Here is a 25,133-nt window from a genome sequence, read left to right on the forward strand (position 1 = left end):
ATAGAAGAAACGCATTATAGCGGTTTTACAGAAAAACTCAAGCGATAAAATCTGTCAGGCCGTCTGAAAATCATTTACATGACAAGATTGTAAACAATATTACCTAGTTGAAAATCATTCCCATTGAAATGTTTATTGTCTTTTCCGTTGAAAAATATCGAAAATTACACTACATTAACACTTTACGCCATCAAGAAGAAATTGCATTTTTCAGACGGCCTTTAATATAAAAACATTACATCCATCAACGGAACACGACCATGACCACGACTACTGCCCCTCAGCGTATTCGAGAAATTCCCTATAACTATACTTCTTATACCGACCGCGAAATCGTCATCCGACTGTTGGGCAACGAAGCGTGGCAAATCCTGCAAGACCTGCGCGGTCAACGCAAAACAGGACGTTCGGCACGAATGCTGTTTGAAGTATTGGGCGATATTTGGGTGGTCGTGCGTAATCCGTATCTGGTCGATGATTTGCTGGAGCATCCGAAACGCCGCGCCGCGCTGGTGCGGGAAATGCGCCACCGCTTAAATGAAATCCGCAAACGCCGCGACGATAATCGGCAAGTGGATGTCTTGGTTGCAGCAGCAGAAAAAGCAGTCGAGCGTTTTGATAGCAGTTTTGATGAAACCAGCCAAAAACGCCATCAAATTTTGGATCGCTTAAGCAAAATTACCAAGCCGCACAATATTATGTTTGACGGATTGGCTCGAGTAACGCACGTTACCGATGCGACTGACTGGCGCGTGGAGTATCCGTTTGTTGTCGTTAATCCTGATACCGAGGCAGAGATCGCGCCTTTGGTGCGCGCTTTAATTGAGTTGGACTTGGTCATTATCCCACGCGGTGGCGGTACCGGCTACACTGGTGGCGCAGTACCTTTAGACGCAAACAGCGCAGTCATCAATACCGAAAAACTCGACAAGCATCGCGGCGTCGAATATGTTGAGCTGGCAGGCTTGGACGGCAGACATCCGATTATCCATTGTGGCGCAGGCGTAGTAACCCGCCGGGTGGAAGAAACCGCGCATCAGGCGGGTTTGGTGTTTGCCGTTGATCCGACTTCCGCCGATGCGTCTTGCGTGGGCGGTAATGTGGCGATGAATGCAGGTGGCAAAAAAGCTGTGCTGTGGGGTACTGCCTTGGACAACCTCGCCTACTGGAACATGATCAACCCTCAAGGCGAATGGTTGCGTATCGAACGCGTTCGCCACAATTTTGGCAAAATCCACGATGAAGAAATCGCCTTGTTTGATGTACATACGTTGGATTCAGACGGCCGCAATATCGTCAATACCAAACGCTTGGAAATCCCCGGCCACAAATTCCGCAAAGTCGGTTTGGGCAAAGACGTTACCGACAAATTCTTGAGCGGTCTGCCCGGCGTGCAGAAAGAAGGCACAGACGGCATCATCACCAGCGTCGCCTTCGTATTGCACAAAATGCCGAAATACACGCGTACTGTATGTATGGAATTTTTCGGTACAGTCGCCACCGCAACGCCTTCCATCGTCGAAATCCGCGATTTCCTGCTTACCCATGAAAGCGTTCGGCTGGCGGGTTTGGAGCATTTAGACTGGCGTTACGTCCGCGCCGTCGGTTATGCCACCAAAGCGGCAGGTAAAGGCCGACCTAAAATGGTCTTGCTGGCAGACGTGGTTTCCGATGACGAAGCCGCCGTACAGGCAGCCGCCGAACACATCTGCAAACTTGCCCGCGCCCGCGACGGCGAAGGCTTTATCGCCATATCTCCAGAAGCGCGCAAAACCTTCTGGCTTGACCGCAGCCGCACCGCCGCCATCGCCAAACATACCAACGCCTTTAAAATCAACGAAGACGTAGTGATTCCGCTGGAGCGGCTCGGTGAGTATTCAGACGGCATCGAGCGCATCAACATTGAGCTTTCCATTCAAAACAAACTCAAACTCTGTGCCGCCTTAGAGCAATATCTGTCCGGCAAACTCCCCATCGACAAAATGGGAACAGACCTGCCAACCGCCGAACTATTGGGCGAACGCGGCAAACACGCCCTAGCCCACGTTTCCGCTGTCAAAGCGCGTTGGGAATGGCTGCTTGCTAACTTAGACGCGCCGCTTGCCGACTATAAAGCACGCTATGGCGCAGCCGTCCACGCTGCGCCCGAAGCCAAAAACAATGAAAGCTGCTTTATTGCCTTCCGCGATTTCCGCCTGCGCGTGTCTGTCAAAGCGGACGTAATGAAGCCGCTTTCTGAAATCTTCAGCGGCAAAACAGATACCAAAATTATCCAAGGCTTGGGCAAAATCCACGCCAAAACCGTACGCAGCCGCGTCTTCGTCGCCCTGCATATGCACGCCGGCGACGGTAACGTTCACACCAATATTCCGGTTAACTCAGACGATGCCGAAATGCTTCAGACGGCCTACCGTTCTGTGGAACGCATCATGAAAATCGCCCGTTCGCTCGGCGGCGTAATTTCCGGCGAACACGGCATCGGCATTACCAAGCTCGAATTCCTGACAGATGAAGATTTGCAACCGTTTTGGAATTACAAAAACCAAGTCGATCCCAAACACACCTTCAACCGTCACAAACTGATGAAAGGCTCGGACCTGCGCAACGCCTATACGCCGTCTTTCGAGCTTTTGGGTGCGGAATCGCTGATTATGGAAAAATCAGACCTCGGCACCATCGCCGATTCCGTCAAAGACTGCCTGCGCTGCGGCAAATGCAAACCTGTTTGCTCTACTCATGTTCCGCGTGCCAACCTACTGTATAGCCCCCGCAACAAAATCCTCGGTGTGGGCTTACTGACCGAAGCCTTCTTATACGAAGAACAAACCCGTCGCGGCGTTTCCGTCAAGCATTTTGAAGAACTGATGGACATCGGCGACCACTGCACCGTGTGCCACCGCTGCGTTAAGCCCTGCCCTGTCAACATCGACTTTGGCGACGTTACCGTAGCCGTCCGCAACTACCTTGCCGATTCCGGCCACAAACGCTTTGCGCCTGCAGCTTCAATGGGTATGGCATTTTTGAACGCCACAGGCCCGAAAACCATTAAAGCCCTTCGCGCCGCCATGATACAGACCGGCTTCCCAGCGCAAAACTTTGCCTACAAAATCGGCAAGCTTCTTCCGATTGGCACTAAAAAGCAAAAAGCCGAACCGAAAGCCACCGTCGGTACCGCCTCAATCAAAGAACAGGTTATCCACTTCATCAACCGTCCTTTGCCGAAAAGCGTGCCTGCTAAAACTCCACGCTCCATGCTGGGTATAGAAGACGACAAGAGTATTCCTATCATCCGCAATCCGGCTTCTCCGGAAGATGCCGAAGCCGTGTTCTACTTCCCCGGCTGCGGCTCTGAGCGCCTGTTCAGCCAAATCGGACTAGCCGTTCAAGCCATGCTCTGGCATGTCGGCGTACAAACCGTCCTGCCGCCGGGCTATATGTGTTGCGGCTATCCGCAAGACGCAGGCGGAAATAAGGCTAAAGCCGAAGAAATGAGCACCAACAACCGCGTGGCTTTCCACCGTATGGCGAACACCCTCAACTACCTCGACATTAAAACCGTCGTCGTCAGTTGCGGTACCTGCTACGACCAACTGGAAAAATACCGTTTTGAAGAAATCTTCCCAGGCTGCCGTATCATCGACATCCATGAATATCTGCTTGAAAAAGGTGTGCAGCTAAACGGCGTACAAGGTCAGCAATACCTCTACCACGACCCTTGCCATACCCCGATCAAAACCATGAATGCCACCCAAATGGCCAGCAGCCTGATGGGACAGAAAGTCGTCTTAAGCGACCGCTGCTGCGGCGAGTCCGGTATGTTTGCCGTCAAACGACCCGACATTGCCACTCAGGTCAAGTTCCGCAAACAAGAGGAAATTGAGAAAAACCTCAAAGAGCTGCCTCAGGGCGAACCCGTCAAAATGCTTACCTCCTGCCCAGCCTGCCTGCAAGGCCTGAGCCGCTACGCCGACGACAACAATATGCCTGCCGACTACATTGTCATCGAAATGGCGAAACACATCCTCGGCGAAAACTGGCTGGATGAGTTTGTAAAAAAAGCCAATAACGGCGGTGTAGAAAAAGTATTGCTCTAAGGACTTAGACAAAAACTTTTGGATGTAATAAAGGCCGTCTGAAAATCTTTCAGACGGCCTTTTTATTCAAAAGAATCAAAATACAATAATCAAATCAAATGCCTTTACAAATAGCGATGCTACACCAGCAGTATTCAATAAAAAATAAAACTTGAGGCTTTTATCCCCCAGGTTTTATTTTCAAGTCTTATGCTTTTTCTTGCTGACGTTTTCTTTCTGCCATCATCTCATGCAATGTTTGCTTGGCAGGTTTCATCGGAACATGGTTATTGGTCCAGCTTAACTGCTTGCTTGGCGTCAATGCACGGAATTTGGTAGCAGCCCAGCCGAATGCTCGATAAGCCTTACTGCCGCTGAAAATGCCGTTAAACGTACGCCACGCCATTTGCTCGCCGAAGGTATGCGATGCGCCTTGACCACGGATAGGATGAGGAACGGTTTCTGTTGGCGAACGTTGCGCTTCAACACGCAGACGTTGCATTTGTTCGGTAATCGGAATGCGTACCGGACAAACCTCAACACAGGCGCCACACATGGTACATGCAGTCGGCAGATCGCGTGTCGCATCCAAGCCTAACAAATGCGGAGAGATAATCTCGCCAATCGGGCCGGGATAAGTCGTACCGTAGGCCGCGCCACCGATACGGGTATAAACCGGACAGTGGTTCATACACGCACCGCAACGGATACATTGCAAGGTACGGCGCATTTGATCTTCTGCATACGCTTGACTACGGCCGTTATCAAGCAGTACCAAGTGCATTTCTTGAGGGCCGTCCAGCTCTTCGCTACGGCGAGGACCGGTAATCATATTAAAATAAGTGGTAATGTTCTGACCGATGGCGGAGCGTGGCAGCAGGCTGTACAAAGGCGGAACATCCGACAGCTTCGCAACCACTTTTTCAATACCGGTAATGGCGATGTGCACAGGCGGTACAGTGGTACTCAAGCGGCCGTTGCCTTCATTTTCGACCAGACACAAAGTGCCCGTTTCAGCAACGGCAAAGTTCACACCGCTCAAACCGACATCGGCAGTGCTGTAAATATCGCGCAATGCTTTACGCGCAAATCCAGTCAACTGGTCTACATCATCTGTTAATGGAGTGCCGAGGTTTTGATGGAAAAGCTCGCTAACCTGCTCTTTGGTTTTATGAATGGCAGGCATCACGATATGGGTTGGTTTCTCGCCGGCCATTTGAACGATAAACTCGCCCAAGTCGCTCTCAATCGCTTTGATGCCTTGATCTTGCAGATAATGGTTCAGCTCAATCTCTTCGCTGACCATAGATTTGCCTTTCACCATCAGCTTACCGTTTTTATCGGTAATGATGTTGTGAATGATTTGGCAGGCTTCGGCAGGTGTTTCTGCCCAGTGGACTTTAACGCCCAACTTGGTCAGGTTTTCTTCCAGCTGTTCCAATAATGCAGGCAATTTGGACAACGAACGTTGACGGACATGCTCACACAAGTCACGCAGGCTTTGCAGCTCTTCTTCATCTGTCAAAACGGCTTTGCGCTTGGTCATCAGCATGTCCATCGCTGTGCGCAAGCTTTTACGCAAAGGTTTGTCTTGCAAAGAAATCGCGGCGTTTTGCTTGAACGTTTCCGGCTTCATATGGAATTTAATGGTTTGGGAACTCATGCTTTTTCCTCCAAATCGGCAGGGGAAATGTGATCAGGCAGAACGGCCAAAACCACCAAATCGCGCGGGCCGTGTGCACCATAGGCCAAAGTCAATTGAATATCAGCAGTCTTAGACGGGCCGGAAATCAAAATAACGTTGGTAGGCATGCCTTTTTCTACCAGTTTTTCGCCTTCAACAGCATTATGTAATTCGTTGTACATTTTGCTGGTGTCAAACAAGCAGAAATGCACAGGCGGAACCAAACTCAGGCTGCGTGGCTCGACAGGACTGGACTCCAGCATAATCGTACCGGTACGGGCAATACCGCATTTAGAGCCGCTAAAACCAGCCTCAATATCGGTAAAGAATTCGTTTTTCCAGTCGTCGATTTTTCGCTCAAAACCACGCGGTTCAATATCGGTATCGGCCAAAGCTGCACGGGCCAGCTGACCATGTTCTGTTTCCAATGGAAGCAGAATGTTTTTCAAGCCCTTGCCTTCGGCGGCTTGACGGAATACTTGCGGCCAGTTGGATTTGGTAACCCAATAGATTTCAGTTTTGACGGCACGCATGGCAGCCGCCCAATGTTTCAAGCGTTCGACATCGTTTGCCCAAGAAACACCCATTTCATGGTAATAATCGAAAACCGGCGGTTCTTCCATCGGCAAGGCATCGGCTTTTTTCAATTTCGCTAAAATATTTTCGCGCGCGCTCATGCTTTACCTCCGGTGCGTTCCAACAGGAAAGATGCAATATGTTTCGGACGTGGCATATTGGGTTCGTCTTTAGCGATTTTGCCGCCAATATTCATCATGCAACCGCAGTCCGCGCTGATGATTTCAGTTGCGCCGGTTTCTTTCAGCGCGGCAACTTTGTCGGTTACCATCGCTCCGGAAATATCGGCTTGTTTCACAGAGAATGTACCGCCAAAACCGCAGCACTCGCTTTCATGGTCGTGAACGATACGTTCAACATTTTCCATGCCGTCGATCAACTGCCAGCCTGACAAATGTACATTCATCTCGCGACGCGCCGCGCAGGAAGTATGAACAGCCACTTTAACCGGCTCGCCTTTATCTTCAGGTTTGTAACCAATCGCCAGCAGGAAGTGGGTAAATTCAATGATACGATTGGCGCAATCAATGGCTTTTTGCTCGTACTCGGTACCTTTGAACAAAGTCGGCCAGTGGTGTTTCATCATGCCGCCGCAAGAACCGGAAGGCACGACAATCGGCCAATTTTCAGGGAATAAATCCAGTTGCGCTTTGGCAACATCAAAGGCTTCTTTAGGATGGCCTGACGAATAGGCCGGTTGACCGCAGCAGCTTTGCTCCATTGGATAATGGACACGGATACCCTGTTGTTCGATTAAAGTAATGGCATCCATGCCTGCTTCAGGCATGAAAAGGTCGAGAACGCAAGTACCGAAGAAATAAGCATCGGTTGGCTTGCTGTCGAATACAGTGATTTGTGGTGGTTTGATTGCGCTCATTTTTTAGAACGGGACAACCCGTTTTCTTGTGTAAAAATAAGATGGATACTTTAAGTAATTGCTTGTAATGGGTCAAGTCTAATTTTAAAAAATAATATTAAAAAAGCATGACAAACCAGACAAACACCTTTTCCTTATTAACTTGATAATCTACATAATAACCACTATCAATAAGAAAACTGATGGATTCATTTTTTAATGAATGAAGCTCGTACATTCTCTCTATTTAAAACACAATAACTGCCTCTTTATAGAATCTTGATTTACATCAGAAGTCATGAACTTAATCTCTATGACTCATTTTTAAACAAAATAAGCGACCCATTATGCTGTACATATGTTTCAGACGGCCATATCTGAATAAAAAGATGTCTAAGATAATAAAAATAAAAGTTTTTCTCACAAGACTCAGGTCGTCTGAAAGATAAGTTCGTCAAAAGGCCGCTTTCCATATGCTCAACCTTACTTTTAATCAAAATCAAACACTTGAAAAATCATCCTTCTTAACCTTGAAAACTCTATGCACACTCAAGCACTTCCAGTATCATTGAGACAGTCTCTTGACGCAAAATTACAGTCTTAGCCGCCCACAATCGGCATGGATTTGTAAAAGAAGTGAAACCAAGCTTCAAAACAATTTCACCTTAATTTCAGAGTAGGCATTATGTTGACCCAGACTCAACAGGTTGATTTGACCTTGCATCACCTTAAAGAACGCACCCTATCGATTTATACCCCCGAACAGCGTGCAAGCATCGAGACATCTGAAGACTGGAAACAGTTTGACAGACGACTTGAGGAACACTTCCCAAAACTGATGCACGAGCTGGACAACGTATACAACAACAACGAAGCCGTCCTCCCTATGCTGGAGCAACTGATTGCCCAAGCATGGCAAAGCTATTCCCAACGCAACGCATCTTTAAAAGATATTGATATCGCGCGAGAAAACGATCCTGACTGGATTTTGTCCAACAAACAGGTTGGCGGCGTGTGCTACGTCGATTTGTTCGCAGGCGATCTGCAAGGGTTGAAAGCCAAAATCCCTTATTTCCAAGAATTGGGCCTGACCTATCTACACCTGATGCCCCTGTTTAAATGCCCTGAAGGCAAAAGCGACGGCGGCTATGCGGTCAGCAGCTACCGCGATGTCAATCCAGCACTGGGTACAATAGACGACTTGCGCGATGTCATTGCCGCCTTGCACGAAGCAGGCATTTCCGCCGTTGTCGATTTCATCTTCAACCACACTTCCAACGAACACGAATGGGCAAAACGCTGCGCTGCCGGCGATCCACTCTACGACAACTTCTACTATATTTTCCCTGACCGCTGGATGCCCGACCAATACGACCGCACCCTGCGTGAAATCTTCCCTGACCAACATCCGGGCGGCTTCTCCCAACTGGAAGACGGACGCTGGGTATGGACGACGTTCAACTCCTTCCAATGGGACTTAAATTACAGCAACCCGTGGGTATTCCGTGCCATGGCAGGCGAAATGATGTTCCTTGCCAACTTGGGCGTTGATATTCTGCGCATGGATGCCGTTGCCTTTATTTGGAAGCAAATGGGCACAAGCTGCGAAAACCTGCCTCAGGCACACGCCCTGATTCGCGCGTTTAACTCTGTAATGCGTATCGCAGCGCCAGCCGTGTTCTTCAAATCCGAAGCCATCGTCCACCCTGACCAAGTTGTCCAATACATCAGCCAAGACGAATGTCAAATCGGCTACAACCCTCTGCAAATGGCATTGTTGTGGAACACCCTCGCCACACGCGAAGTCAACCTGCTCCATCAAGCACTGACCTACCGTCACAACCTGCCCGACCACACAGCATGGGTCAACTACGTCCGCAGCCATGACGACATCGGCTGGACGTTTGCCGACGAAGACGCATCGCAATTCGGCATCCACGGCTACGACCACCGCCAATTCCTCAACCGCTTCTTCGTCAACCATTTTGACGGCAGCTTCGCGCGTGGCGTACCATTCCAATACAACCCAAGCACAGGTGACTGCCGTGTCAGTGGTACAGCAGCAGCATTGGTCGGCTTGGCTCAAAACGATCCGCATGCCGTTGACCGCATCAAACTTTTGTACAGCATTGCTTTGAGTACCGGCGGCCTGCCGCTGATTTACCTAGGCGACGAAGTGGGTACGCTCAATGACGATGACTGGTCTCAAGACAGCAACAAGAGCGATGACAGCCGCTGGGCACACCGTCCTCGTTACAATGAGGAGTTGTACAACCAACGCCATGACAGCTCGACCACTGCCGGTCAAATCTTCCAAGGTTTACGCCATATGATTTCCATCCGCCAAAGCAATCCGCGCTTTAATGGCGGCAGGTTGGTTACCTTCAACACCAACAACAAACACATCATCGGCTATATGCGCAACAACGCGCTTTTGGTATTCGGCAACTTCAGCGAACATGCGCAAACCATCAGTGCGCACACCCTGCAGGCCATGCCGTTTAAAGCGCACGATTTGATCAGCGGTCAAACCGTTTCTCTGAATCAGGACTTGGTACTGCAACCCTATCAAGTCATGTGGCTTGAAATTGCATAAGCTGAATTTTTTATACATCATTGAAGGCCGTCTGAACAAATCAGCATTCAGACGGCCTTTTAAGGCATAAGATGTATTTTGTATTTTGGGCAGTTTCGCTTAGAATGCATGCTTTAATACTAAATGACACACTTAAAGTCAGGAGTAAAAATCCATGTTGAAAAAATTCGTACTCGGCAGCATCGCTGCAGTAGTTTTGGCTGCTTGCGGCGGAGAAGGCAGCAACTCAGCTTCTTCTACTCCGGCACAATCTGGTTCGGCCTCCGGCTCACTGATTGAGCGAATCAACAACAAAGGTACCATCACTGTCGGTACGGAAGGTACTTACGCACCCTTCACCTACCACGACAAAGACGGCAAATTGACCGGCTACGATGTTGAAGTAACCCGCGCAGTCGCCGACAAACTGGGCGTAAAAGTCGAATTTAAAGAAACACAATGGGACTCCATGATGGCAGGTTTGAAAGCCGGCCGTTTCGACGTGGTTGCCAACCAAGTCGGCCTGACCAGCCCTGAGCGTCAAGCGACTTTTGACAAATCTGAACCCTACAGCTGGAGTGGTGCTGTTTTAGTCGCGCGTAAAGACAGCAATATCAAATCCATCGACGACATCAAAGGCGTAAAAACCGCACAATCCCTGACCAGCAACTATGGCGAAAAAGCCAAAGCAGCAGGAGCTGAACTCGTACCGGTGGATGGCTTGGCGCAATCTCTGACCCTGATTGAACAAAAACGTGCCGACGCAACCCTGAACGACGAATTGGCGGTATTGGACTACCTGAAGAAAAACCCAAATGCCGGCGTACAAATCGTTTGGTCTGCCCCTGCTGACGAAAAAGTCGGCTCAGGCCTGATTGTCAATAAAGGCAATGATGAAGCATTGGCTAAATTCAGTACTGCCATGACTGAGCTGAAAGCCGACGGCACGCTGAAAAAACTGGGCGAACAATTCTTCGGAAAAGACATCAGTGTTAAATAATTTCCTTGCTTCTCTGCCGTTTATGACGGAAACACGCGCTGATATGCTCATCAGCGCGTTTTGGCCCATGGTTAAAGCCGGCTTCGCAGTGTCTTTGCCTTTGGCGATCGCTTCTTTCGTTATCGGCATGATTATTGCCGTAGCCGTTGCTTTGGTAAGAATCATGCCCTCCGGTGGCATTTTCCAAAAATGCTTGCTGAAGCTGGTGGAATTTTATATTTCCGTCATTCGCGGTACGCCGCTTTTGGTACAGTTGGTCATCGTATTCTACGGTTTACCTTCCGTCGGCATCTATATCGACCCGATTCCTGCCGCCATCATCGGCTTCTCGCTCAATGTTGGCGCATACGCTTCCGAAACCATACGCGCGGCAATTTTGTCCGTACCTAAAGGCCAATGGGAAGCAGGTTTCTCCATCGGCATGACCTATATGCAGACTTTCCGCCGCATTGTCGCGCCACAGGCATTCCGCGTTGCCGTACCGCCTTTAAGCAACGAGTTTATCGGCTTGTTCAAAAACACCTCGCTTGCCGCAGTGGTAACGGTAACCGAGCTTTTCCGTGTTGCCCAAGAGACAGCAAACCGTACTTATGACTTTTTACCCGTTTATATCGAAGCCGCATTGGTTTATTGGTGTTTCTGCAAAGTGCTGTTTCTGATTCAGGCGCGTTTGGAAAAACGTTTCGACCGCTATGTTGCCAAATAAGGAGTTGTCATGATTAAAATCCGCAATATCCATAAGACCTTTGGCGAAAATACCATTTTGCGCGGCATCGATTTGGATGTCGGCAAAGGACAAGTGGTTGTCATCTTAGGCCCTTCCGGCTCAGGCAAAACCACGTTTTTACGCTGTTTAAATGCTTTGGAAATGCCAGAACAAGGTCAGATCGAGTTTGACAATGCGCAGCCGTTAAGCATCGATTTTTCCAAAAAACCAAGCAAACACGATATTTTGGCACTGCGCCGCAAGTCCGGCATGGTGTTCCAACAATACAACCTCTTTCCGCACAAAACTGCGTTGGAAAACGTTATGGAAGGGCCGGTTGCCGTACAAGGCAAGCCTGTCGCCAAAGCGCGTGAAGAGGCTGTCAAATTGCTTAAAAAAGTCGGTTTGGGCGATAAGATTGACCTCTACCCCTACCAGCTTTCCGGCGGTCAACAGCAGCGCGTCGGCATTGCCCGAGCATTGGCAATTCAGCCTGAATTGATGCTGTTTGACGAACCGACTTCCGCGCTTGACCCTGAATTGGTGCAAGATGTTTTGGATACCATGAAGGAGTTGGCACAAGAAGGCTGGACCATGGTTGTCGTTACGCATGAAATCAAATTTGCCTTGGAAGTGGCAACCACCGTCGTCGTGATGGATGGCGGCGTTATTGTCGAACAAGGCAGCCCGCAAGATTTGTTCAATCATCCCAAACATGAGCGGACACAAAAATTCCTGCGCCAAATCCGTGCGGACAATGCCGATCTTCAAATTTAATTGAAACAACAGACAATTTGAAAGCATTTCCAACCGTCATTTCATAAAGGCCGTCTGAATAAGTGAAATAGAAATCGTTGATTTCGTTTTCATACTTGTTCAGACGGCCTTTTATATGTCTTTTCAGGTAAAATAACGCCTTTCGTTTTACACCCCCTTGCCTGCCATCATGATAGAAATCAAAAAACTCACCCTACAACGCGGTTTGAAAGTCCTGCTCGATAAAGCCGATGCCGTAATCAACCCCGGCCAACGCGTTGGTTTAATCGGTAAAAACGGTACAGGAAAATCCAGCCTGTTTGCGCTGATAAAAGGTGAAATCACGCAAGATGGCGGCGAAATCCTTATTCCCAAAACATGGCGCCTTGCTTCCGTCTCTCAAGAAACGCCTGATTTAGATATTTCCGCTTTAGACTACGTTTTGCAAGGCGATGCCGAATTACAGGCTTTTCAGACGACCTTGGCTCAAGCAGAAGCTCAAAACGAAGGCATGAAGCAAGCCGAATATCACGCCAAACTTGAAGAAATCGATGCCTATACCGCGCCGGCACGCGCTGCCAAGCTGCTTAACGGCTTGGGTTTTGCACAAGAAGAACATACGCGCCCCGTCAAATCCTTTTCCGGTGGCTGGCGTATGCGCCTCAACCTCGCCCAAGCACTGATTTGTCGTGCCGATTTGCTGCTTTTGGACGAACCGACCAACCACTTGGATTTAGAAACCGTGTTGTGGCTGGAAAACCATCTCGCCTCCCTGCCCTGTACGCAAATCATCATCTCCCATGACCGCGACTTCTTGAATGCCACCACAACGCACACCATCGAACTGTCGCAACAAAAACTGACCCAATACGGCGGTAATTACGATTTCTACCAAGCGGAACGTGCCCAACGTCTGGCGCAACAACAAGCCGCCTACGTCAAACAGCAGGCACAAATCAAACATCTGCAATCCTTTATCGACCGTTTTAAAGCCAAAGCCACAAAGGCCGTACAAGCCCAAAGCCGCATGAAGGCTCTGGCCAGACTCGAGCGCATCGCCCCTGCGCATTTGGATAGCGAGTTTTCCTTTGAGTTTGCCAATCCGACCCACCTGCCCAACCCATTATTGAAACTCGACCATGCCGACTTGGGCTATGGCGACAAAACTGTTTTGCACGATATCACCTTGTCTCTGGAAAGCGGCGCACGTTACGGCCTGCTGGGTGTTAACGGCAGCGGTAAATCCACATTTATCAAAGCCTTGTCTGGAAAAATCGATTTACTTTCCGGCAGCATCGTACGCTCCGAAAAGCTCAATATCGGTTATTTTGCCCAGCACCAACTGGATACCTTACGTGCAGACCAAAGTCCGGTTTGGCATATCCAACAGCTTTCGCTCGAAGTCCGCGAACAGGAAATCCGCAACTTTTTAGGCGGTTTCAACTTTATTGGCGATATGGCGGTTCAAAAGACCGAGCCTTTTTCGGGCGGCGAAAAAGCGCGACTCGCCCTTGCCATGATTATCTGGCAAAAACCTAATCTGCTACTGCTTGACGAACCGACCAACCACCTAGATTTGGATATGCGCCACGCCCTGACACTTGCCCTGCAAAGTTTCCAAGGCGCATTGATTGTCGTTTCGCACGACCGCAGCCTGCTTGAAGCGACTACCGACAGCTTCCTCCTTATCGACAAAGGCCGTCTGAACAACTTCGACGGCAATTTGAACGACTACCGTCAATGGCGGTTGGCACAAGAAAACGCTGCAGCCCCCGCCGCTTCTGCACAAAGCCAAAGCCGTAAGGACACCAAGCGCATAGAAGCACGAATCCGTCAGGAAAAGGCCAAACGCAGCAAACCGATTCAGCAAAAAATCGACAAAGCCGAAAAAGAAATCGCACGATTGACTGATATTCAGACGGCCTGTGAAGCATTTTTGGCACAAGAATCTGCTTATTCAGAAGAAAATAAACCCAAATTGCAAGAGACACTCGCACAATTAACAGAAACTAAAGTAAAATTAACGCAACTGGAAGAAAACTGGCTGCAATGGCAGGAAGAGCTTGAGCAAATCCAAGTTGATGTCGAAGCCAAGTTTTCCCAATAAAAATAGAGCCATCAGGCCGTCTGAAATAAAACACAATACGGAAAAACATGACTTCAACCATCAAACAAGCCGGATACTTCCTCGTATCCTCTTTCGTCTTGGGCATTTCTCTTCATGCAGCTGCCGCAGTTTATTCCTGCGGCAACGGCAGCTATACCTCCGAACCTAAATCCTCCTGTGCACAGGCTCAATTGCCTAAAATTAGCGGCCATCAAGGCAGCGGTTACCACCTTAACATCCGAAGCCTCAATGCCTCTGATGAACGCGCAAGTGCAAAGCCTAAGAAAAAGGCACGCGCGGAAAAATCCGATAAACAAGAGAAAAAAGCCGACAAACCGAGCAAAAACAAAAACAGTGCAAAAGCTAAAAAACAGCAGCCCATACCGTCTGAACAAGAATAAAATGCTCAAGTGCAACGAATCAGCCCTACCTGAATCATGAAAAAATATCTGCTTACCCTATCCCTGCTGCCGCTTGCCATTTTCAACAGCCAAGCCCATGCCGCAAAAATCTACACCTGTGAAGTCAACGGCTCGATTGTCTATACCTCGCGCCCAAGCGGCAACTGCCAAGCCGTTAACGATTTGCCGATTGTCGGCAAATACAGCAGCAGCCGATACGATGCCCCGGTCAGCGATGCGCCTACACTCAACGCGCCGACATCACAAACTGCTCCAGCAAAAAGCAAAAATACAGCGGCAAAATCCAACCACAAAGCAACACCCAAACCTGCCCCTGTCCGCACCGCTTCTGAAACAGCTCCTCCTCCGGTTCCAAAATCCTCCGGCGTCAACAGCCGCCGCTCTATTCTGGAAACCGAGTTATCCAATGAACGCGCGGCTTTGGCCGATGCCAAAAAGCAACTGAGCCAAGCGCGGACGGCCAAAGGCGGCAGCGTCAATCAACAGGCCATCAGTACGCTGCAAGGCGCGGTTTTGGATAGGGAGAAAAACATTCAAGCCCTCCAGCGCGAACTGGGCAGAATGTAAGTCCAAATCAATCAAAACATCAGACCGTCTGAATAGGTGGAAACGAAATCCAAAATTTTCGTCACGCCAAACAGACGGCCTGAATCCTATAATGATTACGCCCGTTTCAATTTCTTGTGCCTAGTAAATACGGTATAATTTGGCCTTTACGCACATTACCTCCGGTCTTTTCAGACGGCCTTTATCTCATGACTGCAAAATCTTCTAAAACCCAAACAAAAAAACGCGTCTCTACCAAACCGGCAGCCAAACCGACCACACGCAAATCCACCAAAGCACAAACTCAAGCCGACAATAAAGTCTCCCAACGTCTCAAGGCCGCCAAAGAGCTGCAAAGAAATGAAGAAAAAAAAGCGCGCCCCGAGCATGTCGTTAACTTGATTAATGATGCTTTATGGCTGTTTGGCTTGGTTATCACCATTTATCTGGCCATTTCTCTGGCCAGCTTCAGCATGGACGACCCTGCATGGTCGCGCAGCGTTCCCAAAAGCAACGATGTCGCCAACCTCGGCGGCCTCTTTGGCTCCTATCTTTCCGATGTCGGATATTATCTGTTCGGCCTGTCATCTTGGTGGTGGATCGTCGCCTCTTGCGTTTTCCTCTACAAAAACTTCCGCCCCATGAAAAAGCAGGAAAACCATAAACCTTACAATCACGGCGTAGCCGCTTTGGCATTATTCCTCCTGCTGGTGTGCAGCCCGATTATCGAACATTTTCTGTTTGACAACGCATTGAGCGAATCCCTTCCCGTCGGTGCCGGCGGCTTGGTCGGCTTATTGGCCGGCTCAGGCTTGGCTTGGCTGTTGGGTAAATCAGGCAGCCTGTTGATTATGCTGGTGATGTTGCTGTTATCCATTTCCCTGTTGGCTCAGGTGTCATGGTTGGAAGTCATGGCCAAATCCGGCAGCCATGTGGGCGGCCTGTTTGGCAGCTTGATGAAAAAACTGTCGCAATATCAAAATAAAAAAGAAGATGTCAGCGCCGAAACTTTGGAAACCCAAAATACGCGCCGCATGGTTAAAGAAGCCAAAACCATTACCGCTACTCCGGTTGCTCCGTTGGCAGGCAGCAGCAGCAACCGTAAAACCGTTGCCGTATCTGTTGCGCCGCCTCCTAAAATCCAAACTTCCCTGTTTGACGATACTGAACCTAAAAACAACGGCGAATACCACAAACCCAACATGAACCTGTTGCGTATGCCGTCTGAAGAACCGGTTGCCGTCAATCCGGATGAATTGCAACAAACCGCAGAATTGATCGAAGCCAAGCTGGCTGAATTTGGTATCGGCGTACAGGTTGTTTCCGCCACTTCCGGCCCCGTGATTACCCGCTACGAAATCGAACCGGCACAAGGTGTCAAAGGCAGCCAAATTGTCGCCTTGTCCAAAGATTTGGCGCGCTCGATGTCTCTGCAAGCGGTACGTATCGTAGAAACTATTGCCGGTAAAAACACCATGGGCATTGAATTGCCCAATGAGAAACGCCAAGACGTGATGTTGAGCGAAATCCTCTCTTCTCCCGTGTTTACCGACGCTAAGTCCAAACTGACCGTTGCTTTGGGTAAGGATATTGCAGGTACGCCCGTTGTCGGTGACTTGGCAAAAATGCCGCATCTTTTGGTTGCAGGTATGACCGGATCGGGTAAATCCGTCGGTGTGAACGGCATGATTATGTCCATGCTCTTCAAAGCCTCGCCCGACGAAGTCCGTTTCATCATGATTGACCCGAAAATGCTGGAATTGAGCATTTATGACGGCATTCCGCACCTGCTCTGCCCGGTTGTGACCGATATGCGCGAGGCTGGGCAAGCGTTGAACTGGTGTGTTGCCGAAATGGAAAAACGCTATCGCCTGCTTTCCCATGCCGGCGTGCGCAATCTGGACGGTTTCAACCAAAAAGTCGAACAAGCCAAAGCAGCAGGCAAGCCATTGCTCAATCCGTTCAGCTTAAATCCTGACGATCCTGAGCCTCTGGAAAAACTGCCACTGATTGTGGTCGTCATTGACGAGTTAGCAGACTTAATGATGACTGAACGCAAATCCGTTGAGCAGCAAATCGCACGCCTTGCCCAAAAAGCGCGTGCAGCAGGCATTCACATGATTGTCGCCACCCAACGCCCGAGTGTCGATGTGGTTACCGGCCTGATTAAAGCCAACATTCCGACACGCATGGCCTTTACCGTACAAAGCAAAATCGACAGCCGCACCATTCTTGACCAAATGGGTGCAGACGAATTGCTCAAATACGGCGACTCGTTATTCCTGCAACCGGGCAGCGCAGAACCGACACGCCTGCAAGGTGCATTTGTTTCCGATGATGAAGTACATCAAGTCGTCAATTTCGTCAAAAAACAGGCTCCGACCAATTATGTGGAAGGCCTGCTCAGTGGCGAAGCAGCCATCGAAACCACCAATATTGTTAATCCGAACGCAAACAGCGATGAGCTATTCGATCAAGCCGTTGCCTTCGTATTAGAAAGCCGCAAGACTTCCATTTCCGCCCTGCAACGCCAATTACGCATCGGCTACAACCGTGCCGCCAATTTAATAGATGCGCTTGAAAATGCCGGTGTTCTCTCTCCGGCAGACATCAACGGCAGCCGACGAATTCTGGCTCAAAAAGACCAGCTGTAAAAAACAACAATATCGAAACACAAAGGCCGTCTGAAAAGAATTTCCTACTTTTCAGACGGCCTTTTTATGTTATTCGTGAAACATTGTGTTATACTAAGCAGCTAAATTTTGACCTTATGCACGCTTCCGAAATTCTTCGGAATACTGAGCAGAAGGATAACCGTTTAAACACAACAAATTTAAGGGCTTACGATGAGCGTAACTGTTGAAACTTTAGAAAATCTGGAACGCAAAGTAGTATTGTCTCTGCCTTGGTCCAAAATCAACGCAGAAACTGAGAAAAAACTGAAACAAACCCAACGCCGTGCAAAAGTTGACGGCTTCCGTCCGGGTAAAGCACCGTTCAAAATGATTGCCCAAATGTACGGCGCAAGCGCACAAAACGACGTTATCAACGAATTGGTACAACGCGAATTCTACGAAGTTGCTGTCGCTCAAGAATTGAAAGTTGCCGGTTACCCACGCTTTGAAGGCGTTGAAGAACAAGACGATCAAGAGTCTTTCAAAGTTGCCGCTATTTTTGAAGTCTTCCCCGAAGTAACCATCGGCGATCTGTCTGCCCAAGAAGTAGAAAAAGTAACTGCAACCGTTGGCGATGCCGAAGTTGACCAAACTGTAGAAATCCTGCGTAAACAACGCACCCGCTTCAACCATGTTGACCGCGAAGCCCAAAACGGCGACCGCGTCATCATCGACTTCGAAGGCAAAATCGACGGCGAACCTTTCGCCGGCGGCGCATCTAAAAACTACGCTTTCGTATTGGGTGCAGGTCAAATGTTGCCTGAATTCGAAGCCGGTGTTGTCGGCATGAAAGCCGGCGAAAGCAAAGATGTTACCGTAAACTTCCCTGAAGACTACCACGGTAAAGATGTTGCCGGTAAATCTGCCGTATTCACCATCACATTGAACAACGTTTCTGAAGCTACTTTGCCTGAAGTTGACGCTGACTTTGCTAAAGCACTGGGTATTGAAGACGGCGACGTTGCCAAAATGCGTGAAGAAGTGAAGAAAAACGTCGGCCGCGAAGTTGAGCGCCGCATCGGTGAACAAACTAAAGAATCTGTAATGAACGCCCTGCTCAAGGCAGCCGATTTGCAAGTTCCTGTTGCTTTAGTCAACGAAGAAGCCGCCCGCTTGGCAAACGAAATGAAACAAAACTTCGTTAACCAAGGTATGGCTGACGCTGCCAACTTAGATCTGCCTTTGGATATGTTCAAAGAACAAGCAGAACGCCGCGTTGCTTTAGGTCTGATTTTGGCTAAATTGGTTGAAGAAAACAAACTTGAGCCAACTGAAGACCAGATCAAAGCCGTTGTTGCCAACTTCGCTGAGAGCTACGAAGACCCTCAAGAAGTTATCGACTGGTACTACGCAGAGCCTTCCCGCCTGCAAGGCCCGACTTCTTTGGCAGTAGAAAGCAACGTTGTTGATTTCGTTCTGAGCAAAGCTAAAGTAACTGAAAAAGCGCTGTCTTTTGACGAAGTAATGGGCGCACAAGCTTAATTGCTCTAAGGCCGTCTGAAACAGACAATCAAAAGCACCGAAGCGCTTTAAATGGCTTTGGTGCTTTTCCATCATTAACAGGAGACAAAAATGTCCTTCGATTTCAATAATTACCTTGTCCCTACCGTTATCGAACAAAGCGGTCGCGGCGAGCGCGCATTCGACATCTACTCACGCCTTTTGAAAGAGCGCATCGTTTTCTTGATTGGCCCGGTGACAGACGAATCTGCCAACTTGGTTGTTGCGCAATTACTGTTCTTGGAAAGTGAAAACCCTGATAAAGATATCTTCTTCTATATCAACTCTCCGGGCGGTTCGGTTACTGCCGGTATGTCGATTTACGACACCATGAACTTCATCAAGCCGCATGTTTCTACTTTATGCTTGGGCCAAGCGGCAAGCATGGGCGCATTCCTGTTGTCCGCAGGCGAAAAAGGCAAACGCTTTGCCCTGCCAAACAGCCGCATCATGATTCACCAACCGCTCATCAGCGGCGGCTTGGCCGGTCAGGCTTCCGATATTGAAATTCACGCTAAAGAGCTGCTGAAAATCAAAGAGAAACTGAACCGCTTACTCGCTAAACATTGTGATCGCGATTTGGCCGACTTGGAACGCGATACCGACCGCGACAATTATATGTCTGCCGATGAAGCTAAAAAATATGGTTTGATTGACCAAGTTTTGGAAAACCGCGCCTCTCTGCAAGCCTAATCTTTATAGTTTTTAAATTAAAAGGCCGTCTGAAAAGTATATATTCAGACGGCCTTTCTTCAATCTTACTTCGTGTTTTCTTTGTTATTCACTTGAACCGGATACAGCAAAATCAAAGGATTGGCTTTAACTTGACTCCAGAAGCTTTTCAGCAGATTACGCATACTGCCCAAACGCGTGCCGCGTGAACGAAGCGCAACAGCCAAAGCCAAAGAAAAGCTGACCACCAGATTCACCATGCCGATTGCCAATACACTTGCCAAGCCAAGCATAAAAGTGAATATATCTACATGATCGCTAATCGCGGCATAACCCAAATTTGCCGAAGAGAACGCTACATGACGAATATCCAGCGGCAAGCCGAAAAGATGGCCGAAATAGCCGGTCATCCCCAAAAGCATACCGAAAATAAAATTGCCCATAAGCGAGCCGTAATGCTTATGAATATAAGCGGCCAAACGGCGGCGTGGCTCCGGACGCATGATTTTTCGTAACAACGGATTAAACGGCAGGCGCTGACGCAGGTTTAGATAATCGGAACGATTGTCAAAAAAGCCGGCAATAATACCCGAACAAAATAACCATACACCGGCAATAGCGGCATACCATAAGGTCGGCTGAGTAAAAATCTCAATAGATTTAAGCTGGTAGGCTGTAACCGCCTCGTTTAATAAAGGCTGACCATGCGTGTAGGCATAACCCCAAGCGATCCCCGCCGCCAACAATATGGCAATCGATACATTGCCAAACACGGCAACACTTTGCGAACGGCACACATCAATCAGCAGTTTTGCCAATTTATTGTCCACCGCTTTGCTACCTTCATTTGAGTCCACCTGCTCGGCAAAGCTCGCCGCCGTCATGGCTGGCTGCTTGGTCGCAACAGTGCAGTGCAGCATATGAATCAGCATAAAGCCTAAGCCGTAGTTAAGTCCGGCAAGGAATGAAGTCGTAAACTCGCCGAACCCCAAAGACGCAATATGGATTTTATTCAATGCCATCAAAGCAATAATTACGCCGCCGCCTGCTGCGGAATAAAACATTTTGAAATATTCGCTACGGTTGCGCGTAATATAATGTTCGCCATGGTGGCTTTTGTTTTCCGTAATACTGCGTGCCAGCATTCGGATACTGCTTTTACGCAAGTGGCTGGTGCTGTATTGCTCTACTGCCGCGTAAATCATCGCATTCATCAGATTGATGGTTAAGCGGGTGCGGCTGCCGGTTTCAATTTGAATATTGGTCAACAGTTTCAGACGGCTGATAGTTTGCTGCAAACGCTCCAGCAAGTGAGCTACTTTAACTGATGAGCCAGATCCCGCTCCTGTACCACGACGACGCAGATACTCAATTTGCTTATCACACTGGTCAAACATGACCTCCAAGTGCGCCGTATCGTAAGTTTCTTCACTGTGGCGATAGTGTTCTACCAATTTTGCAATTTCACGTTGCAAAGCAACAAATGCCGAATCCGCCTCCAACAAACGGGGAGCGATCCGTATTAAATCCGGCTCAATCGCTTCGGAAGCAATCCAAATAGACAGCATTTCCACTGCGCGCAAACGGGCATCTGCCAACTGTCGGCTGGCCGTCTGAAGCAAAGCAGGATCCGCTTTGCCCTGCAACAATTCATACATGCTCAACCATTGGCGCAAACTCAGCGTCTGCAACCATTTATCATCGTTTTTCGAATGAAAAAGATATAAAAATACTTCGCGCAGATTGGAAAAGTCTTTATAAGACGGGCTGAAACGTTCGTAAATCCGTATGCCCATCTCCCGAGTAAAACTATGGCGCGAGAAAATACCCAGCTTAATCAACGCAGGATAGATGTGAACTTTGGACAGCCAGGCATAGAAGCGCAGGCTGAATTGACGGCATAAAGCATCGTCTTGTTTTAAAGTAGATAAAATCAAATCGAAACGTTCAGAAGCCTGTTTTTTGCCTCCTCGGCGCAAAAATTTGATTAATGCATTGAGAATAAGAACAAAGTCGGTATCATTTAAGCGCTCCGACAAAATAATGTGAAGATTTTGATTAGTCAGTTTTTGCATTGTAGTATTATTACACAAAATGAGATATTTAGCAAGAACCTTGGCAAACAGGTCGGATTATATCGCATTCTTTATCAACCCATGGCACAAGATTTTCGATTAATATTCTCTAAAATTCAATGAATAATCAAATTACATAATAAATATATGATATGAATCAATAATTAGGAAAGGCCGTCTGAATTCTTTCAGACGGCCTTTTACAACAGCATACTACATTGTTTTAACCTTATGCAAACAAGAGCTTACCACCCTCTTCTTTAACATGGATTGTGCTATCAGGTGCATATTTGCCTTCAAGCAATGCTTTTGCCAACGGGTTTTCGATTTCTGACTGAATGGCGCGTTTGAGCGGACGGGCACCATATACAGGATCGAAACCGGCTTCGGCAATCAGATCCAAGGCAGCATCATCGACTTTCAGATGCAGATGTTGCGCCTCCAAACGTTTTTCCAAACCCTTAAGCTGGATTTTCGCAATGCTGCGGATATTAGCCTGATCCAAACCGTGGAACACGACGACTTCGTCAATACGGTTGATCATTTCAGGACGGAAATGTTCTTTCACATCCTCCATTACAACTTCTTTCACCGCTTCGTAGTCTTGAGTACCCATTTGTTGGATATGTTGGCTACCAATATTGGAAGTCATCACGATAACGGTATTTTTGAAGTCTACGGTACGGCCTTGTCCGTCGGTCAAGCGGCCGTCATCCAATACTTGCAGCAAGATGTTGAATACGTCCGGATGGGCTTTTTCCACTTCATCCAAAAGAATCACGCTGTACGGTTTGCGGCGGACTTGTTCGGTCAGGTAACCGCCCTCTTCGTAGCCAACATAGCCGGGAGGCGCACCGATTAAGCGGGAAACAGCATGTTTTTCCATGTATTCGGACATATCGATACGAATCAGATGATCTTCGCTGTCAAACAGGAAGCCTGCCAATGCCTTACACAATTCGGTCTTACCCACACCGGTCGGGCCTAAGAACAAGAAGCTGCCATAAGGTTTATTCGGATCGGCCAAACCGGAACGGCTGCGGCGGATGGCGTCGGATACAGCACGCACGGCTTCATCTTGGCCGACCACACGGCGGTGCAATACTTCTTCCATTTTCAACAGCTTGTCGCGTTCACCTTCCATCATTTTGGACACAGGGATGCCGGTCATGCGCGATACGATTTCGGCCACTTCGTCCGCACCAACTTCGGTACGGAAGAGTTTGTTTTGTTTTTTGCCGTCAGGGTTACTTTCCGCAGCTTGCAACTGTGCGCCCAATTTCGGCAACTCACCGTATTCGAGTTCGGACGCGCGGGCGAAGTCGCCTTGACGTTTGGCCTGCTCGATTTTGACTTTGATGTCGTCCATCTGTTTTTTGATGTCGGTGGTGCTGGAAGAGGCGGCTTTTTCTGCTTTCCAGATTTCGTCCAAATCGGCGTATTCTTTTTGCAGGCCGTCAATTTCTTCGTCTATCAGTTCCAAACGTTTTTTGCTGGCGTCATCGCTTTCTTTGGCAACGTGCATTTTTTCCATTTTGAGCTGGATAATGCGACGGTCAAGTTTATCCATTTGCTCAGGTTTGCTATCCAGCTCCATTTTGATGCGGCTGGCTGCTTCGTCGATCAAATCAATCGCTTTATCAGGCAGGAAGCGGTCGGTAATATAACGGTCGCTCAACTCCGCTGCGGCAACGATAGCAGGGTCGGTAATATCGATACCGTGGTGGATTTCATAACGCTCTTGCAAACCGCGCAAAATAGCGATGGTGTCTTCCACGCTGGGCTCGCCGACCAATACTTTTTGGAAGCGGCGTTCGAGTGCCGCATCTTTCTCGATGTACTGACGGTATTCGTCCAAAGTAGTCGCACCGATACAGTGCAATTCGCCGCGCGCCAAAGCCGGTTTCAACATATTGCCCGCATCCATTGCGCCGTCGGTTTTACCTGCGCCAACCAAAGTATGGATTTCGTCAATGAAAATCAGAGTGTTGCCGTCATCTTTAGCCAAGTCGTTCAACACGCCTTTCAAGCGTTCTTCAAATTCGCCGCGATATTTCGCGCCGGCAATCAAAGCCGCCAAGTCCAGAACCAAAAGGCGTTTGTTACGCAGGGATTCAGGTACTTCGCCGTTAACAATACGTTGTGCCAAACCTTCAACAATAGCGGTTTTACCCACACCCGGCTCACCAATCAGCACAGGGTTGTTTTTGGTACGGCGTTGCAATACCTGAATCGCACGACGAATTTCATCATCACGACCGATAACGGGGTCGAGCTTGCCGTCACGGGCGCGTTGAGTCAGGTCGAGTGTGTATTTTTTCAAAGCATCGCGTTGGTCTTCTGCATTCGCATCGTTCACGTTTTGTCCTCCTCGTACCGCATCGATCGCGGCATTGATATTTTGTTCGGTCGCACCGGCTTCTTTCAAGATTTTGCCGGTCGCATCATTCTGCTGAACCAAAGCCAGCAGGAAAAGTTCACTGGCGATATAGGCATCGCCGCGTTTGGTTGCAGCCTTGTCCATCAAGTTCAATACAGCTTGCAGCTCACGGCTAGGCATAATATCGCCGCCTTGACCGGATACTTTTGGCAAGCTGCTCAAATGTTGCTGCAAACGTTGTTTTACTTGAGGCACATTCACACCTGCATGAGCCAGTAACGCAGCAGCACCGCTGTTTTGATCGTCAAGCAACGCTTTTAAGATAAAGCCGGCCTCAAGGTAGCTGCTGTCCGCAGCCAAAGCCAAACTTTGACCTTCTTGCAGAGCTTGCTGGAATTTGGCAGTCAATTTATCAAATCTCATTTTACGTTCCTCTTCAAATATATTCTGTTAGAGCCTATATAAGCGCAAATGTGGATAACTCAATAGTTATTTACTCCATTAATCAAAAATTTTTACTATATTATTGT

General features: G+C 48.6%; 15 protein-coding genes and 1 pseudogene. 11 read left to right on the plus strand and 5 right to left on the minus strand.

Annotated features, from left to right (window positions below; translation table 11 throughout):
• The first annotated feature begins 260 nt into the window (after positions 1-260).
• Positions 261-4,094, plus strand: a complete 3,834-nt coding sequence (locus ACTHTG_RS00295; RefSeq protein WP_049336118.1) for a DUF3683 domain-containing protein — start codon at positions 261-263, stop codon at positions 4,092-4,094.
• 187 nt (positions 4,095-4,281) lie between these two features.
• Here the strand turns inward: ACTHTG_RS00295 and ACTHTG_RS00300 are convergent, their stop codons facing one another.
• Genes ACTHTG_RS00300 through ACTHTG_RS00310 form a run of 3 tightly spaced genes read right to left on the minus strand, consistent with a single transcriptional unit; the run spans position 4,282 to position 7,210 of the window.
• Positions 4,282-5,736: a LutB/LldF family L-lactate oxidation iron-sulfur protein gene (locus ACTHTG_RS00300; protein WP_049344815.1), complete on the minus strand. Its 1,455-nt coding sequence runs from the start codon at positions 5,734-5,736 to the stop codon at positions 4,282-4,284.
• Entirely contained in the window at positions 5,733-6,434 is a 702-nt protein-coding gene (locus ACTHTG_RS00305; RefSeq protein WP_440360413.1) for a LutC/YkgG family protein, read from the minus strand. The genes ACTHTG_RS00300 and ACTHTG_RS00305 overlap by 4 nt, the downstream gene beginning before the upstream one ends.
• Complete coding sequence (locus tag ACTHTG_RS00310) at positions 6,431-7,210, minus strand: (Fe-S)-binding protein (protein WP_049344813.1); 780 nt, start codon at positions 7,208-7,210, stop codon at positions 6,431-6,433. Before ACTHTG_RS00310 ends, ACTHTG_RS00305 begins: the two co-directional genes overlap by 4 nt.
• Before the next feature lie 664 nt (positions 7,211-7,874).
• Between ACTHTG_RS00310 and ACTHTG_RS00315 the strand changes: the two genes are divergently transcribed.
• From ACTHTG_RS00315 to clpP, 10 genes and pseudogenes are all read left to right on the plus strand, one after another.
• The gene (locus ACTHTG_RS00315) at positions 7,875-9,785 is read left to right on the plus strand and encodes an alpha-amylase family protein (RefSeq protein WP_308538341.1); all 1,911 of its coding nucleotides are present in this window, start codon (positions 7,875-7,877) and stop codon (positions 9,783-9,785) included.
• 154 nt (positions 9,786-9,939) lie between these two features.
• On the plus strand, positions 9,940-10,764 hold the full coding sequence (locus ACTHTG_RS00320; RefSeq protein WP_004520598.1) for an amino acid ABC transporter substrate-binding protein: 825 nt from the start codon (positions 9,940-9,942) through the stop codon (positions 10,762-10,764).
• A complete protein-coding gene (locus ACTHTG_RS00325) occupies positions 10,754-11,470 on the plus strand; it encodes an amino acid ABC transporter permease (protein ID WP_049336124.1) in 717 nt (238 codons plus the stop codon). The genes ACTHTG_RS00320 and ACTHTG_RS00325 overlap by 11 nt, the downstream gene beginning before the upstream one ends.
• Positions 11,471-11,479: 9 nt before the next feature.
• Positions 11,480-12,247 carry an amino acid ABC transporter ATP-binding protein gene (locus tag ACTHTG_RS00330; RefSeq protein ID WP_004520600.1) on the plus strand — a complete coding sequence of 256 codons (768 nt, stop codon included), beginning with the start codon at positions 11,480-11,482 and terminating at the stop codon, positions 12,245-12,247.
• A 169-nt stretch (positions 12,248-12,416) separates the two neighbouring features.
• Positions 12,417-14,333, plus strand: a complete 1,917-nt coding sequence (locus ACTHTG_RS00335; protein WP_004520601.1) for an ATP-binding cassette domain-containing protein — start codon at positions 12,417-12,419, stop codon at positions 14,331-14,333.
• Positions 14,334-14,380: 47 nt separating this feature from the next.
• Entirely contained in the window at positions 14,381-14,734 is a 354-nt protein-coding gene (locus ACTHTG_RS00340) for a hypothetical protein (protein WP_004520602.1), read from the plus strand.
• Positions 14,735-14,770: 36 nt separating this feature from the next.
• Positions 14,771-15,322 (plus strand): hypothetical protein, encoded by a 552-nt coding sequence (locus ACTHTG_RS00345; protein ID WP_004520603.1) that lies wholly within the window; start codon positions 14,771-14,773, stop codon positions 15,320-15,322.
• Positions 15,323-15,615: 293 nt separating this feature from the next.
• Positions 15,616-17,955, plus strand: a pseudogene (locus ACTHTG_RS00350) (DNA translocase FtsK); the annotation flags it as partial.
• A 192-nt stretch (positions 17,956-18,147) separates the two neighbouring features.
• Positions 18,148-19,458: a trigger factor gene (gene tig / locus ACTHTG_RS00355; RefSeq protein WP_004520605.1), complete on the plus strand. Its 1,311-nt coding sequence runs from the start codon at positions 18,148-18,150 to the stop codon at positions 19,456-19,458.
• A 90-nt stretch (positions 19,459-19,548) separates the two neighbouring features.
• Complete coding sequence (gene clpP / locus ACTHTG_RS00360; protein WP_004520606.1) at positions 19,549-20,169, plus strand: ATP-dependent Clp endopeptidase proteolytic subunit ClpP; 621 nt, start codon at positions 19,549-19,551, stop codon at positions 20,167-20,169.
• A 65-nt stretch (positions 20,170-20,234) separates the two neighbouring features.
• Here the strand turns inward: clpP and ACTHTG_RS00365 are convergent, their stop codons facing one another.
• Together ACTHTG_RS00365 and clpB are read right to left on the minus strand one after the other, a co-directional pair.
• Positions 20,235-22,223: a site-specific recombinase gene (locus tag ACTHTG_RS00365; RefSeq protein WP_004520607.1), complete on the minus strand. Its 1,989-nt coding sequence runs from the start codon at positions 22,221-22,223 to the stop codon at positions 20,235-20,237.
• A 229-nt stretch (positions 22,224-22,452) separates the two neighbouring features.
• Positions 22,453-25,026: an ATP-dependent chaperone ClpB gene (clpB, locus tag ACTHTG_RS00370; protein ID WP_308538340.1), complete on the minus strand. Its 2,574-nt coding sequence runs from the start codon at positions 25,024-25,026 to the stop codon at positions 22,453-22,455.
• Positions 25,027-25,133: the final 107 nt, after the last annotated feature.

The sequence above is a fragment of the Neisseria sp. P0017.S009 genome, assembly GCF_051957375.1.
Lineage (GTDB): Bacteria > Pseudomonadota > Gammaproteobacteria > Burkholderiales > Neisseriaceae > Neisseria > Neisseria perflava.